Origin of the sequence: Holdemanella sp. MSK.7.32, from assembly GCF_024460475.1 — a bacterium.
Lineage (GTDB): Bacteria > Bacillota_I > Bacilli_A > Erysipelotrichales > Erysipelotrichaceae > Holdemanella.
Genome location: NZ_JANFYN010000011.1, coordinates 16,923 through 30,544, shown reverse-complemented (window position 1 = coordinate 30,544; position 13,622 = coordinate 16,923). Strand labels below are relative to the sequence as shown.

19 protein-coding genes and 1 pseudogene are annotated in these 13,622 nt (G+C 39.6%); all 20 read left to right on the top strand.

All coding sequences use genetic code 11. The features are described from left to right. Nucleotides 1-3 precede the first annotated feature (3 nt). The gene (locus NE544_RS04225; RefSeq protein WP_004843354.1) at nt 4-138 is read left to right on the top strand and encodes a DUF3789 domain-containing protein; all 135 of its coding nucleotides are present in this window, start codon (nt 4-6) and stop codon (nt 136-138) included. Nucleotide 139: 1 nt separating this feature from the next. Continuing rightward, complete coding sequence (locus NE544_RS04220; protein WP_004843355.1) at nt 140-361, top strand: hypothetical protein; 222 nt, start codon at nt 140-142, stop codon at nt 359-361. Nucleotides 362-434: 73 nt separating this feature from the next. Beyond that, nucleotides 435-743 carry a hypothetical protein gene (locus NE544_RS04215; protein ID WP_004843356.1) on the top strand — a complete coding sequence of 103 codons (309 nt, stop codon included), beginning with the start codon at nt 435-437 and terminating at the stop codon, nt 741-743. Between the two features lie 87 nt (nt 744-830). Then, nucleotides 831-1,127 (top strand): conjugal transfer protein, encoded by a 297-nt coding sequence (locus NE544_RS04210; RefSeq protein ID WP_082419285.1) that lies wholly within the window; start codon nt 831-833, stop codon nt 1,125-1,127. Then, nucleotides 1,046-1,549: an antirestriction protein ArdA gene (locus NE544_RS04205; protein ID WP_256268436.1), complete on the top strand. Its 504-nt coding sequence runs from the start codon at nt 1,046-1,048 to the stop codon at nt 1,547-1,549. The genes NE544_RS04210 and NE544_RS04205 overlap by 82 nt, the downstream gene beginning before the upstream one ends. Nucleotides 1,550-1,566: 17 nt before the next feature. After that, nucleotides 1,567-2,070, top strand: coding sequence for an antirestriction protein ArdA (locus tag NE544_RS04200; RefSeq protein WP_002323345.1), 504 nt, complete (start codon nt 1,567-1,569; stop codon nt 2,068-2,070). A gap of 116 nt (nt 2,071-2,186) precedes the next feature. Next, nucleotides 2,187-2,585 (top strand): conjugal transfer protein, encoded by a 399-nt coding sequence (locus tag NE544_RS04195; RefSeq protein ID WP_009243016.1) that lies wholly within the window; start codon nt 2,187-2,189, stop codon nt 2,583-2,585. Beyond that, on the top strand, nt 2,563-5,013 hold the full coding sequence (locus NE544_RS04190) for an ATP-binding protein (RefSeq protein WP_256268435.1): 2,451 nt from the start codon (nt 2,563-2,565) through the stop codon (nt 5,011-5,013). The genes NE544_RS04195 and NE544_RS04190 overlap by 23 nt, the downstream gene beginning before the upstream one ends. Next, entirely contained in the window at nt 5,013-7,217 is a 2,205-nt protein-coding gene (locus tag NE544_RS04185; RefSeq protein WP_256268434.1) for a CD3337/EF1877 family mobilome membrane protein, read from the top strand. Before NE544_RS04190 ends, NE544_RS04185 begins: the two co-directional genes overlap by 1 nt. After that, complete coding sequence (locus NE544_RS04180; RefSeq protein ID WP_161234488.1) at nt 7,214-8,221, top strand: bifunctional lysozyme/C40 family peptidase; 1,008 nt, start codon at nt 7,214-7,216, stop codon at nt 8,219-8,221. Before NE544_RS04185 ends, NE544_RS04180 begins: the two co-directional genes overlap by 4 nt. A 15-nt stretch (nt 8,222-8,236) precedes the next feature. Next, nucleotides 8,237-9,148 carry a conjugal transfer protein gene (locus NE544_RS04175; RefSeq protein ID WP_118760192.1) on the top strand — a complete coding sequence of 304 codons (912 nt, stop codon included), beginning with the start codon at nt 8,237-8,239 and terminating at the stop codon, nt 9,146-9,148. A gap of 121 nt (nt 9,149-9,269) precedes the next feature. Beyond that, on the top strand, nt 9,270-9,641 hold the full coding sequence (locus NE544_RS04170) for a GntR family transcriptional regulator (protein ID WP_006857100.1): 372 nt from the start codon (nt 9,270-9,272) through the stop codon (nt 9,639-9,641). Between the two features lie 2 nt (nt 9,642-9,643). Beyond that, nucleotides 9,644-10,492: an ABC transporter ATP-binding protein gene (locus NE544_RS04165; RefSeq protein WP_118003844.1), complete on the top strand. Its 849-nt coding sequence runs from the start codon at nt 9,644-9,646 to the stop codon at nt 10,490-10,492. Continuing rightward, nucleotides 10,492-11,145, top strand: coding sequence for an ABC-2 transporter permease (locus NE544_RS04160; protein ID WP_006857098.1), 654 nt, complete (start codon nt 10,492-10,494; stop codon nt 11,143-11,145). The genes NE544_RS04165 and NE544_RS04160 overlap by 1 nt, the downstream gene beginning before the upstream one ends. 130 nt (nt 11,146-11,275) lie before the next feature. Beyond that, nucleotides 11,276-11,467 (top strand): DUF4177 domain-containing protein, encoded by a 192-nt coding sequence (locus NE544_RS04155; protein ID WP_008370354.1) that lies wholly within the window; start codon nt 11,276-11,278, stop codon nt 11,465-11,467. 23 nt (nt 11,468-11,490) lie between these two features. Continuing rightward, on the top strand, nt 11,491-11,721 hold the full coding sequence (locus NE544_RS04150; protein ID WP_021423130.1) for a hypothetical protein: 231 nt from the start codon (nt 11,491-11,493) through the stop codon (nt 11,719-11,721). An 82-nt stretch (nt 11,722-11,803) separates the two neighbouring features. After that, nucleotides 11,804-12,058 (top strand): annotated as a pseudogene (locus NE544_RS04145) (ATP-binding protein); the annotation flags it as partial. A 293-nt stretch (nt 12,059-12,351) separates the two neighbouring features. Next, entirely contained in the window at nt 12,352-12,771 is a 420-nt protein-coding gene (locus NE544_RS04140; RefSeq protein WP_044998991.1) for an RNA polymerase sigma factor, read from the top strand. Nucleotide 12,772: 1 nt separating this feature from the next. Beyond that, nucleotides 12,773-13,021, top strand: coding sequence for a helix-turn-helix domain-containing protein (locus tag NE544_RS04135; RefSeq protein WP_004613734.1), 249 nt, complete (start codon nt 12,773-12,775; stop codon nt 13,019-13,021). Between the two features lie 371 nt (nt 13,022-13,392). Then, complete coding sequence (locus NE544_RS04130; RefSeq protein WP_004613735.1) at nt 13,393-13,596, top strand: excisionase; 204 nt, start codon at nt 13,393-13,395, stop codon at nt 13,594-13,596. The last annotated feature ends 26 nt before the right edge of the window (nt 13,597-13,622 follow it).

Here is a 13,622-nt window from a genome sequence, read left to right as displayed (position 1 = left end):
AAAATGTGGATATTATTAAAAGACTTCCTGCTGGTATCTCTGGGAATGGGTATCGGCATAGTCTTGATGTGTATTTTGACTGTCGGCAAAGAAGCTGACTGTGAAATGAAACAATTAGAAGAAAGAGAGGACAAATAACATGAATTTCGGAAACAATTTGTATCAATGGTTTTTATCAAACGCACAGAGCTTGGTGCTTATGGCGATTGTGGTTATCGGTATCTACTTAGGGTTCAAGCGTGAGTTTTCCAAACTTATCGGCTTCTTGGTAGTTGCCTTGATTGCTGTCGGTTTGGTATTTAACGCCGGCGGTGTGAAAGATGTACTGTTAGAGCTATTCAACAAGATTATCGGTGCATAAATTTTTATTGTGATGTTGTTAATGGGGTGATATAATATGGATATAAAAATACAACTTTAGGAAGTGATATTTTATGTTAGGATTTAGTATAATGATGTGGTTTGTTTCTGCTATCCTTATATTCGTGAGTATTTCTTTATTAAAGGGAAATTACTCTTTTGTTCATGGTAAAGTATTTGATACTACTGATAACAAAAAAGGATATGCAAAAGAATTAGGAAAACCTGTTTTATTCGTAGGGATTGGTATTTTAGTATCTGGGGTAATTGCGATTATAGTAAAAAATCATTCTATTCCTACCGCAGTTTTTTTCTTGGCAATTATAGCTGGTATTGCTGGACTATGGCTACACAAAATACAAAAAAACTTCCGAAAATTTTAGTTTACAAATTTATATTTATATGCAAAGCAGTTGGTCTTAGGATTGACTGCTTTTTTCTTACCTAAAATTTCAGATTGGAGTGATTACATGAACGATATTTTTAAGAATATGCAGGCAAAAGTCGGCTGTGAATACATTTCCGACCTGCCCTCTTACAAGCGTAAGGTGTGGCAGGAAATGAAACGATTGAACCCTGCCGATTATGAAGAAAAACAGTTAGAAGATTTTTCAAAGTATGTGTTTGGTATGTCGTACCAGAGCTTAAAAGATGTGATGAAACAACAGAAAGGACGTGAGGAACAATGCAGGAAACAAGGGTGCTGGTGGAAACGAGAGGAACAACTGGCAAAGAAACAACATCATACTGGTTCGACCTGCCGATAGATGTTGCAGAGTTTGAAGAAAAGTTAGGTGTCGGTGCAGAAAGTCAAGATTACCGCATTATCGAAAAGGTGTTGCCTTATGCTGATGAAGTTCACGAACATACCAGCGTGTATCAGCTCAACGAATTAGATTTTATGTACCGCCAGCTTTCAAGCGATATGCAGGAAGAATATGTATCACTACTTACGGTGTTTGAGAATTTAGAAGCACTTTATATTTGCAGGAACGTGATTACCGTTTATCCCGACTGCAAAAGCATGATAGATGTTGCAAGTCAAAAGCTGATGAACGACCCGACATTCAAGCATTTATCCGAGGACTGTCAAGAATATTACTTTGACTTTGAAGCCTACGCTTCTCACTTGCAGGAACACGGGAAATTTTTAGTAACGGAACACGGTATCTTTGAACTGCCAGAGTAGGAAATGAGGTGGTGCTTATGATTGATGATATGGCGGTTTATATTGCTAATCTTGGCAAATACAATGAGGGCTATTTAGTCGGTGCTTGGTTCACGTTCCCCATTGACGAGGAAGATGTGAAAGAAAAAATCGGCTTGAATGAACAGTATGAGGAATACGCAATCCATGATACCGATAACTTTCCCATTGCGATTGGCGAGTATGTTTCCATTGAAGAACTCAATGAGATGTATGAAATGATAGAGGAACTTCCCGACTATATCGTAGAATGTCTGGACGAATTTATCAGTCACTACGGGACGCTGGAAGAAGTCGTGGAACATAAGGACGATATTTATTATTATCCCGACTGTGAAACCATGACAGACGTTGCCTACTACTACATAGACGAATTGCAGGCACTAGGAGATATTCCACCCAGCTTACAGAACTATATTGACTATGAAGCCTACGGGCGAGATTTGGATATGGGCGGTTGCTTTATTGAAACAAGCCGAGGTATGTGCGAGATACCATATTAACGCTGGAAGATCAGCGACAAGCATGGTTGTTACTGACAGCGTATTTCTCTTTAAGGGACAGTCTGAAAATGGCTGTCCTTTTCTATTTAGAAACTTACGAAAGGAGCTGAAAGAACTTGAAAAAGATTAAATCTTATACGGGTATCTGGAACGTGGAAAAAGTCTTGTATGCAATCAATGACTTTAACTTACCCTTTCCCGTTACCTTTACACAGATTACATGGTTTGTGATTACGGAATTTCTCATTATTCTGTTTGGGGATATTCCCCCACTTTCCATGATTGAGGGAGCATTTCTCAAATACTTTGGTATTCCCGTTGCTCTCACATGGTTTATGTCGCAGAAAACCTTTGACGGAAAGAAGCCGTACAGCTTTTTGAAATCACAGATAACCTATGCCCTGCGACCAAAAATCACTTATGCAGGAAAAGCCGTAAAACTGCATAAGCAGATACTCAATGAAACAATCACGGCAGTAAGGAGTGTGAACTATGTTCCCGATAAAATATATTGACAATAACCTTGTCTGGAACAAGGACAATGAGGTGTTTGCCTATTATGAGCTGATACCGTACAACTATTCTTTCTTATCCGCAGAGCAGAAATTTATCGTGCATGACAGCTTTCGACAGCTCATTGCACAGTCCCGTGAGGGTAAAATTCATGCGTTGCAGATTGCCACAGAAAGCTCAATCCGAAGTATGCAGGAGCAGTCAAAAAAGCTGGTAACTGGAAAATTAAAGGAAGTTGCCTATCAGAAGATAGACGAACAGACCGAAGCGTTAGTATCTATGATTGGGGATAATCAAGTGGACTACCGCTTTTTTCTTGGCTTTAAGCTCATGGTTACGGAAGAACAGCTCAATCTGAAGAACATCAAAAAATCGGCGTGGCTGACGTTCACGGAATTTCTCCATGAAGTGAACCACACGCTGATGAACGACTTTGTTTCCATGCCGAATGATGAAATCAACCGCTACATGAAAATGGAAAAGTTACTGGAAAACAAAATATCCCGTCGTTTCAAGGTGCGACGCTTGGAAACAAACGACTTCGGGTATCTCATAGAACATCTTTACGGTAGGGACGGTGTCGCTTATGAAGATTATGAGTATCAGTTACCAAAGAAGAAATTGAGGAGAGAAACGCAGATAAAATACTACGACCTTATTCGTCCGACAAGATGTGTGATTGAGGAAAGCCAAAGGTATTTACGATTGGAACATGAGGACAAGGAAAGTTATGTGTCCTATTTTACCGTCAATGCGATTGTCGGCGAGCTTGATTTTCCGTCGTCTGAAATTTTCTATTTCCAGCAACAGCAATTCACATTCCCCGTGGATACTTCCATGAATGTAGAAATCGTGGAGAACAGAAAGGCTCTTACAACAGTAAGAAATAAGAAAAAGGAATTGAAAGACCTTGACAATCACGCCTATCAAGCAGGAAGTGAAACCAGCTCAAATGTGGTGGACGCATTAGACAGCGTGGACGAGCTGGAAACAGACTTAGACCAGACAAAAGAAAGTATGTATAAGCTCTCTTATGTAGTGCGTGTATCGGCTGATGATTTGGACGAATTAAAACGCCGTTGTGATGAAGTCAAAGACTTTTACGACGACCTCAATGTAAAGCTGGTGCGTCCTGCGGGGGATATGCTGGGGCTTCATTCTGAATTTCTTCCTGCCAGCAAGCGATATATCAATGACTATGTGCAGTATGTAAAATCAGACTTCTTGGCTGGGCTTGGCTTTGGAGCGACCCAGCAGTTAGGAGAAACTACGGGTATCTATATGGGCTATTCCGTTGATACGGGAAGAAATGTGTACCTGCAACCGTCTTTAGCTTCGCAGGGCGTAAAAGGCACAGTTACAAATGCCCTTGCTTCTGCTTTTGTCGGTTCGCTTGGCGGTGGTAAGTCTTTCTGCAACAATCTTCTGGTGTATTATTCGGTTCTCTTTGGGGGACAAGCGGTTATCTTAGACCCAAAATCAGAGCGTGGCAACTGGAAAGAAACGCTCCCAGAAATCGCCCATGAAATCAATATCGTAAATCTTACCAGCGACAAGGACAATGCAGGACTTCTTGACCCATTCGTGATTATGAAGAATGTAAAAGACGCTGAAAGTCTGGCAATCGACATCTTGACATTCCTTACGGGTATTTCTTCTAGGGACGGCGAAAAATTCCCCGTACTTCGTAAAGCGGTACGCTCCGTTACCCAGAGCGACAGTCGGGGTTTGCTCCATGTGATAGACGAGCTACGCCGTGAAGATACACCCATATCAAGAAATATCGCAGACCATATCGACAGTTTTACGGACTACGATTTTGCACACCTGCTGTTTTCAGACGGTACGGTAGAAAATGCTATCAGTCTGGATAACCAGCTCAATATCATTCAAGTAGCGGACTTAGTATTACCAGATAAGGACACGACCTTTGAGGAATACACGACCATTGAATTATTGTCGGTGTCTATGCTAATTGTGATTAGTACCTTTGCCCTTGATTTTATCCATTCGGACAGAAGTATTTTTAAGATTGTCGATTTGGACGAAGCGTGGGCGTTCTTAAATGTGGCACAAGGCGAAACCTTATCAAATAAGCTGGTTCGTGCTGGACGAGCTATGCAGGCAGGTGTTTATTTTGTTACCCAGTCTGCCTATGATGTTTCAAAGGAAAGTCTGAAAAACAATATCGGCTTGAAATTTGCATTTCGTTCTACTGACATTAACGAGATAAAGCAGACCTTAGAATTTTTCGGTATCGACAAGGACGACGAAAATAACCAGAAACGGCTTCGTGATTTGGAGAACGGACAATGCTTATTGCAGGACTTATACGGGCGTGTCGGTGTGGTACAGATACACCCCGTCTTTGAAGAACTGCTACACGCCTTTGATACCAGACCGCCCGTACAGAGAAATGAGGTGGAGTGATGAAAGAAAGGATAAAAGGTGCGTTCACAAAAAAGAAGATTTTCCGCTTTCTCAAAATGGCTCTATTTGTCGTGGCACTCTCCCTTATCCTGCTTTCACTTCTGGGGACGGTGGCTCATGCGACGGGGCTTGTGGACGATACCATAAACGCAGAAAATCTTTACTCAAAATATCCGCTTTCCAACTACCAGCTTGATTTTTATGTGGATAATAGCTGGTCGTGGCTTCCGTGGAACTGGCTGGACGGGATTGGAAAAAGTGTGCAGTACGGGCTTTACTGTATCACTAATTTTGTCTGGACTATCAGTTTATATTTAAGTAATGCAACGGGTTATGTGGTGCAGGAAGCCTACAAACTGGACTTCATCAACGATATGGCAGACAGTATCGGAAAGAGCATACAGACCCTTGCAGGTGTAACACAGAACGGTTTTTCCAGCTCTGGCTTCTATGTTGGTTTCCTGCTTCTCATTATCTTAGTGGTGGGACTTTATGTTGCCTATACGGGACTTATCAAACGGGAAACCAGCAAGGCACTTCACGCCGTTATCAACTTTGTGGTGGTGTTCGTACTGTCCGCTTCGTTTATTGCTTACGCTCCCGATTACATTAAAAAGATAAATGAGTTTTCATCAGACATCAGTACCGCTTCACTTGACTTGGGAACAAAAATCATGCTCCCAAACTCTGACAGCGAGGGCAAGGACAGCGTGGACTTGATACGGGACAGCCTATTTTCCATTCAAGTGGAACAGCCGTGGCTACTTCTGCAATTCGGGAACAGCAACGCAGAAGAAATCGGGACAGACCGTGTAGAAGCTCTTGTATCAGCAAGTCCAGAGGACGAGGACGGAAAGACCAGAGAGGAAGTCGTGAAAACAGAAATCGAGGATAACGACAACAATAATCTGACAATACCGCAGGTCGTGAACCGTTTAGGCATGGTGTTCTTCCTGCTGTTCTTTAACTTGGGGATAACGATATTTGTATTTTTGCTTACGGGCATGATGTTATTTAGCCAGATACTTTTTATTATCTTTGCAATGTTTTTACCTATCAGCTTTTTACTATCCATGATACCCAGCTATGAAAGCATGGCAAAGCAGGCAATCGTAAGGGTATTTAATACCATAATGACACGGGCAGGAATAACGCTCATTGTAACGGTGGCATTTAGCATTTCCAGTATGTTTTATAACATCTCCACAGACTACCCGTTCTTTATGGTGGCGTTCTTGCAGATAGTGTGTTTTGCTGGTATCTATATGAAACTGGGCGACTTAATGAGTATGTTCTCACTTAATGCTGGCGACAGTCAAAGCATGGGACGAAGAATTTTCCGCAGACCGTATCTGTTTATGCGACATAGGGCTAGGCGTATGGAACACCGTATTGCAAGGGCGGTAAGTGCTGGCGGTATTTCGGGTGGTGTGGCTGGTGCGGTAGCTGGAAGTGCCGTTGCTGGCAAGAGAGCCGAAAGAAAAAATACGGCTTCTAAAGAAAATCGGGGCAATACCACTTCCAGCATGGGACAGCGTGCAGGCTCAAAGGTGGGTGCTGTCTTAGATACGAAAAATAAAGTGAAAGACAAGGCAAATGCTGTCAAAGAAAATATCAAGGATATGCCGACACAGACCGCTTATGCGGTGTATTCCGCAAAGGAAAAGGCAAAGTCCAGCGTATCAGACTTCAAGCGTGGCATGGTGCAGGAACAGCAGTCCAGACAGACGGGACGCTTGGAAAAGCAGGAACAGCATAGACAGAATATCGCTGACAAACGTATGGAGCTTCAAAAGGCACAAGAAGCAAGACAAAGAAAGACGGACGGATCAGCGACAACGGGAGCTACCCGTCCCCATGAGCGACCAGTCACAGCTTCAACCATTCCAAAGCCGAGTGCGGAAAAAATGCAGGAAGTGAAACGTCCTGCCACAGCGACCACTTCAAAAGCAAGTGAACCAGTCAAGACAAATGTTGTGAAAGAGCGTCCGTTATCTTCTGGTGCTTCTGATAAGAAAGCGACCCAGCCTGCACAGCCAGTACATAGGCAGAATGTAGAAAAAGTAGTATCGCAGGAAACACGCCAGAATTACAAAGCAGAGCGTACTACAAAGAAACAGACCTTTGAACAATCAAAGCGTACAACGGAACATACCGAAAAGAACCGTAACCTTGTAACGAAGAAAGGACAGAAGAAAAAATGAAACTGAAACATATCGCTCTTATTGGCAGTCTGTTTCCTATCCTCTTTTCCATAGTCCTTTTCTTTGGTGTCCTCATTAGTGCGGACAGCGACGACGAGAACAGCAACTTTTCTTCTGGCATTACGGGTATGAATTTATCCGCAGAAGTTTTGAAACATCAGCCTATGGTGGAAAAGTACGCCAGAGAAAACGGTATCTCCGAGTATGTCAATGTGCTATTGGCTATCATTCAAGTAGAAAGTGGTGGTACAGCAGAAGATGTTATGCAGAGTTCAGAAAGTCTTGGCTTACCGCCCAATTCTTTAGATACGGAAAGCTCAATCAAGCAGGGGTGTAAATATTTTGCGTCCCTGCTTTCTTCCTGCCAAAATCAAGGTATCGACGATTTGAATGTAGCGATACAGTCTTATAACTATGGCGGTGGTTATGTGGGATATGTGGCAGGAAAAGGAAAGAAACACACTTTTAATCTTGCGGAAAATTTTGCCCGTGAGAAATCGGGTGGAAAGAAAGTAACCTATACCAACCCGATAGCTGTTGCGAAGAACGGGGGCTGGCGGTATGGCTATGGAAATATGTTCTATGTTGAATTAGTCAATCAGTATTTAACTGTTTCGCAGGTATCGGGAGAGCTGGCACAAAAGGTAATGAATGAAGCGTTGAAATATCAAGGCTGGAAGTATGTATATGGCGGTAGCAATCCCAACACTTCTTTTGACTGTTCGGGATTGACGCAATGGTGTTATGGAAAAGCTGGTATCTCCTTACCGAGAACGGCACAAGCACAGTATGACGCAACCCAACATCTTCCACTCTCGCAGGCAAAGGCTGGGGACTTGGTATTTTTCCATTCCACCTATAATGCTGGTTCGTATGTAACCCACGTTGGTATTCTCGTTTCGCCGACACAGATGTACCATGCAGGCAACCCGATAGGATATGCAGACCTAAGTAGTAGTTACTGGCAACAGCACTTAATCGGTGCAGGACGAGTAAAACAATAGAAAGGACTTGAAAATATGTTTAAGAAGAATAAGAAACAGACAGAAACTATCAAAGAACCAAAAGAAAAAAAGGTGCGTACTGTTAAGGTAGGCACACATAAGAAAGCCGTGATTGCGTTGTGGGTGGTACTTATTGCAAGCGTGAGCTTTGGGGTGTATAAGAATTTTACTGCTATCGACCAGCACACGACCCACGAAAAAGAAATCATTGAACTTCGCTTGCAGGACACCAACGGGATAGAAAATTTCGTGAAGAATTTTGCGAAGTCCTATTACACATGGAATAACAGTAAAGAAGCGATTGAATCAAGGACGCAGGCAATCAACGGTTATCTGACAAAGGAATTGCAGGACTTGAATGTTGATACCATTAGAACGGATATACCGACCAGCTCCACAGTTACAGATGTGATTGTATGGAGTATCGAACAATCGGGAACGGACACTTTTTCTGCTACCTACGAAGTAGATCAGCAGATAAAAGAGGGAGAAAAGACAAGCAATGTGAAAGCAACCTATACCGTAAAAGTCCATATAGACGCTGACGGGGATATGGTAATCGTTCAGAACCCTACCCTTGCACCAGCAATCGAAAAATCAGACTATGAGCCTAAGACACCAGAAGCAGACGCAAGTGTAGACGCTGATACCGTGAATGACGCTACCGCATTTCTGGAAACATTCTTTAAGCTCTACCCGACAGCTACGGAAAAAGAGCTTGCCTATTATGTATCGGGAAATGTGCTTGAACCTATCGGCAGGGACTATCTTTATTCTGAACTGGTAAACCCTATCTTTACAAAGGACGGGGACAATGTGAAAGTCAAGGTAGGCGTGAAATTCCTTGATAATCAGACAAAGGCGACGCAGATATCGCAGTATGAACTTGTGCTACATAAGGATAGTAACTGGAAGATTGTAGGATAAATTATATAGCGTGCATTTCCTAAATGAGATTTGCACGCTTCACTTTCTGTACAAACACCATATAACACTTGACAACAGCGTTACTCTGTTATATACTGTTTATACAGAAAGGAGCTGTGAGATGAAAATTATTATAAACCATTCTTCAATGATACCTATTTACGAGCAAATAGTAGAACAAGTTAAAGCTTTAATTCGGAATGGAAAATTAAAAGAAAATGATAATCTTCCGTCTGTTCGTTCTCTTGCAAAAGAATTAAAAATAAGTGCTCTAACTGTGAAAAAAGCATATGATAGCTTGGAAAACGAGGGGTTTACGGTAACAATTCATGGAAAAGGAACATATGTTACTGCTACAAATACAGAGCTTTTATTAGAGGAACAGAAAAAGGAATTAGAAAGTGATTTAGAACGAGTTATTCAAAAAGGCAGATGTTACGGTATCAGTGATGAAGATATAAAAAAACTATTTGAGTTAATTTTGGAGGGTTAGATATGTTAAAAATTGAGCATTTGAAAAAAAGTTATGAAAACTTTTCGCTTGATTGTTCTCTTGAAGTAAAGAAAGGTCATGTAACTGGTTTGATTGGTCAAAATGGTGCAGGAAAAAGCACAACATTTAAAGCTATTTTAGGGCTAATTTCCTTTGATAGTGGAACTATCAATATTCTTGGAAAGTCATTACAAGATTTTACTGCAAAAGACAAGCAAGATTTGGGAGTAGTTCTTTCGGACTCTGGCTTTAGTGGATATTTAACAATCAATGATATTATTCCTATTATTGATAATTTATATCAAAATTTTGATAAATCATTTTTTATAGAACAAGTTAAAAAGTTTCAGCTTCCACGAAATAAAAGAATAAAAGATTTTTCAACTGGTATGAAAGCGAAAGTAAAAGTCTTAGTTGCTGTTTCACACAATGCAAAGTTGTTAATTCTTGATGAACCAACGGCGGGATTAGATGTAATAGCTAGAGATGAATTGTTAGAAATGCTAAGAGATTTTATAGAAAAAGACGAAGAACGCTCTATTTTAATTAGTTCTCACATTTCCAGTGATTTAGAAACTTTATGTGATGACCTTTATATGATACATCAAGGAAAAGTAATTATGCACGAAGATACTGATGTTTTACTAAGCGATTATGCACTACTTAAAGTTGATGAAGAAGAATATTCCAAATTAGATAGACAATATATTTTACGTACAAAAAAAGAAAGCTATGGATATAGTTGTTTAACTAATCAAAAACAATATTATGCTGAAAATTATCCTCAAATGGCGATTGAAAAAGGAAATATAGACGAAGTAATAACAATGATGATTAGAGGTGTTGAATAATGAAAGGTTTATTGATTAAAGATTTTAAATTGCTGAAAGGACAGAAAAACTTCTTTATGACTATTACTGCTATATCTATAATAATGATAATAGTATCTCCGGGGACTTCGTTTCCGATTGGTTTCTTAGGTTTTGTGGGGGCATTATTCTCATTGAGTTCAATTAGCTATGATGAATTTGATAATGGAAATGCTTTTTTATTTTCTTTACCGATAACACGAAAAGATTATGTACTGGAAAAATATATTTTTGGATTGATTTCAGGAATAATGTTTTTGTTGTTGGGAACTGTTATTAGTTTAGTTGTTATTGGTATTACAAAAACAGGCAGTTTTAATGAAATTTTTTTAACAGCAGGTTCTTTATTTCCTACTATTTTATTGATTTTATCAATCATGCTTCCTTTTATCTTGAAATTTGGTGGAGAAAAAGGAAGAATTGCTATCATAGGTGTAATGGGATTTATATTTGTTATAGGACTGCTTCTTATAAAAACTACTGAATATTTAGGAATAGATTTATATGTCTTAATAAATAAATTACCTAAATTTGAACCACTAGTATATATAATATTATTTTTATTGCTTTCAGTTGTTATTTTAGGTATCTCCTATCTTATTAGCTTAACAATACTAAAGAAAAAAGAGTTTTAGAAAAGAGAGGTGTGCTTATGGACTTGACTATTTTGGTAGTAGGATTGATATTGGGCGTTGGTATTCCTTTAAGAAATAAGGCAATCAAAAAGCGTAGAGAAAATATGAAAGAGAAAGGAAATGAGGAAAAATGAAAAAATATGAATATTTAGAAATTGATTATACTGCGAAAGGTGTTGTGTTCCTTTGCACCGATAAACATAAGGAAGTTATAAATAGCTATGCAGAAAATGGGTATCGCTATGTTGGTTTTATACCTACAGAAATTGACGCAAAAGGTTGTATGCGAAAGATTGATTTAATTTTTGAAAAAGAAGATTAACTCATTTTAGGGAGTTGGTTCGAATGATAGGGTTAAAAAAACGAGATATTAAAAAAGCATTAAAGGCTGGTGCAAAGGCTGGCGGTATGTCATTAGCTGATGTACGGGAAAATATTGAAGCAACGATTGATGAAGCTATGAATAGCACCGACCCAGAGGTGCAGGCAAATTTCAAAAAGTATTTTGGGAATAAACGCCCTACACCAGAAGAATATATTTATATCATTACAAAAAAGACAAAGGTAAAATTATAATAAAAGGGTCGTGGAAATGCTTCACAAAATTGTGATCTGCATTATCACGGCTCTTTTACTCTCTGTTTACTTTCAAAACTGTAAGTGTACAAATATATTGCTTGTGATTGAAGATAATGGTTGTGGAATAAAAGCGTCTGATTTATCCCGTGTATTTGAAAAAGGTTTTACGGGTTCAAATAGAAACAAGGCAAATGCAACGGGTATGGGACTGTATCTATCGAAAAAATTATGCGATAGGTTGGGCTTGAAATTGGATATTGCTTCTACGGAAAAAGAATATACAAGACTGACCATTACATTTCCAAAAGGAACAGTTCATAATTTTTCAGAGTAATTTGAAAACCATGCCAACATTGATACGGTGCTTTAAGGGGGCTTGCATTATGGAAAGCTTTAAGTACAATTCTTTGCAATCAAATTCCACCTAATAGCACACTATTAAAAATTGAATATGTTTTAGCTTTAAAGGCTCGTACAGACTATATGTTTTGTGCGGGCTTTTTTCATACCCGAAAAAAATTTAAAAATTTTTCAAAAGAGGTCATTAAATCACACCTTTCATTCCCTATATGGTGCGGAAAGAGGGATAAACACTTTTCAAATCATAGTGGAAAGGGGGTGAGATTGATGAAACCGTCTGACTTCCAGAAAACAGTTCAATGTCGCTTTGAAAGTTGTTTGAAGAAAGTTGTCCGTCATATTGTAAAGGACTACCAACAAGGATTGAAACGACGAAAAGATAAAGAAATTCCATTCTGTGAACTTCCAGAAATTTTCGTTGAAAATTTTGCTGTGTGGGATGACTACGAAACAGATTATACAATCTTTTCAGTATGTGGCATTGATATTCGTGTCCTTGATGATGAGCTGGCAGAAGCCTTGAAAAAACTTCCAGAAAGAAAGAGAAATACTCTGTTAATGTATTACTTCTTGGAAATGACAGAAAGTGAAATTGCCAACTTACAAAAGATTACGCAAAGCGGTGTATTTAGAAACCGACATCATGCTTTGGAAACTATGAAAAAAATACTAAAGGAGAAGCAGTAAAATGAAGCAAACATTTAAGAAGCCGTCCTACTATTTGCTTTCGCAAGCAATGGACGGGGACGAAAAAGCGATTGAAAAAATACTGGCATTTTATGACCCGTACATATCAAAGTGCTGTTTGCGTCCACTCTATGATGAATACGGCAATGTCTATATTGTTGTAGATATGGAGTTAAAGGGACTTATCCGAGAAGCACTTATCAAAATGATTTTAGGGTTTGATATTGCCTTAGAAATCGAAGAAGAATAAGCAGTTTTTAGCAGAGCATGGTTTAATGTCCCCCTCTTTCCTGCTCTGCCCTGCTTTTACATGAAAGCAACACGCTTTCGCCACAGCTCTTTGACAACTGAATAAAGCAGACAGATACGTTTGTGAGATAGCGAGCCACGGGGACTGTACGCCACGACCTTTCCAAAAGAAAGCGAGCGACCCACGCAGTGATCCGAGAGCGACTGTTGGAAAAGTCGTTTTGCCATGACCTATCCTCACAGAATAATGATACGTCCGCATGGTGCGGTTCTGCCCACAAGAATGGGAATAGTTGAGATACTAATGGAGCTTTCCAAAGCCGTCTGTCTGCTTGTAAAAAAACAACACACAGTAAAGGGGGTGCATAGATTATGAACAATACTGATGTGCCTATCTGGGAAAAATATACGCTGACGATTGAAGAAGCGTCTAAATACTTCCGCATTGGCGAAAAAAAATTGCGTAAATTAGCCGAAGAAAATATTGACGCTGGCTGGGTTATCGTGAACGGTAATCGTATTCAGATTAAGCGAAAACAATTTGAAAAAATCATAGATACATTGGACGAAATCTAATGTCATTGAGCCGTAGATATGGTATA

Bases quoted from the DNA above. Each gene is read 5' to 3' on its own strand.
- NE544_RS04170 (WP_006857100.1), top strand. From the start codon at position 9,270: ATGAAAATTATTATAAACCATTCTTCAATGATACCTATTTACGAGCAA.
- NE544_RS04185 (WP_256268434.1), top strand. From the start codon at position 5,013: ATGAAAGAAAGGATAAAAGGTGCGTTCACAAAAAAGAAGATTTTCCGC.
- NE544_RS04200 (WP_002323345.1), top strand. From the start codon at position 1,567: ATGATTGATGATATGGCGGTTTATATTGCTAATCTTGGCAAATACAAT.
- NE544_RS04210 (WP_082419285.1), top strand. From the start codon at position 831: ATGAACGATATTTTTAAGAATATGCAGGCAAAAGTCGGCTGTGAATAC.
- NE544_RS04150 (WP_021423130.1), top strand. From the start codon at position 11,491: ATGATAGGGTTAAAAAAACGAGATATTAAAAAAGCATTAAAGGCTGGT.
- NE544_RS04160 (WP_006857098.1), top strand. From the start codon at position 10,492: ATGAAAGGTTTATTGATTAAAGATTTTAAATTGCTGAAAGGACAGAAA.
- NE544_RS04130 (WP_004613735.1), top strand. From the start codon at position 13,393: ATGAACAATACTGATGTGCCTATCTGGGAAAAATATACGCTGACGATT.
- NE544_RS04180 (WP_161234488.1), top strand. From the start codon at position 7,214: ATGAAACTGAAACATATCGCTCTTATTGGCAGTCTGTTTCCTATCCTC.
- NE544_RS04175 (WP_118760192.1), top strand. From the start codon at position 8,237: ATGTTTAAGAAGAATAAGAAACAGACAGAAACTATCAAAGAACCAAAA.
- NE544_RS04165 (WP_118003844.1), top strand. From the start codon at position 9,644: ATGTTAAAAATTGAGCATTTGAAAAAAAGTTATGAAAACTTTTCGCTT.
- NE544_RS04205 (WP_256268436.1), top strand. From the start codon at position 1,046: ATGCAGGAAACAAGGGTGCTGGTGGAAACGAGAGGAACAACTGGCAAA.
- NE544_RS04135 (WP_004613734.1), top strand. From the start codon at position 12,773: ATGAAGCAAACATTTAAGAAGCCGTCCTACTATTTGCTTTCGCAAGCA.
- NE544_RS04140 (WP_044998991.1), top strand. From the start codon at position 12,352: ATGAAACCGTCTGACTTCCAGAAAACAGTTCAATGTCGCTTTGAAAGT.
- NE544_RS04225 (WP_004843354.1), top strand. From the start codon at position 4: ATGTGGATATTATTAAAAGACTTCCTGCTGGTATCTCTGGGAATGGGT.
- NE544_RS04155 (WP_008370354.1), top strand. From the start codon at position 11,276: ATGAAAAAATATGAATATTTAGAAATTGATTATACTGCGAAAGGTGTT.
- NE544_RS04220 (WP_004843355.1), top strand. From the start codon at position 140: ATGAATTTCGGAAACAATTTGTATCAATGGTTTTTATCAAACGCACAG.
- NE544_RS04190 (WP_256268435.1), top strand. From the start codon at position 2,563: ATGTTCCCGATAAAATATATTGACAATAACCTTGTCTGGAACAAGGAC.
- NE544_RS04215 (WP_004843356.1), top strand. From the start codon at position 435: ATGTTAGGATTTAGTATAATGATGTGGTTTGTTTCTGCTATCCTTATA.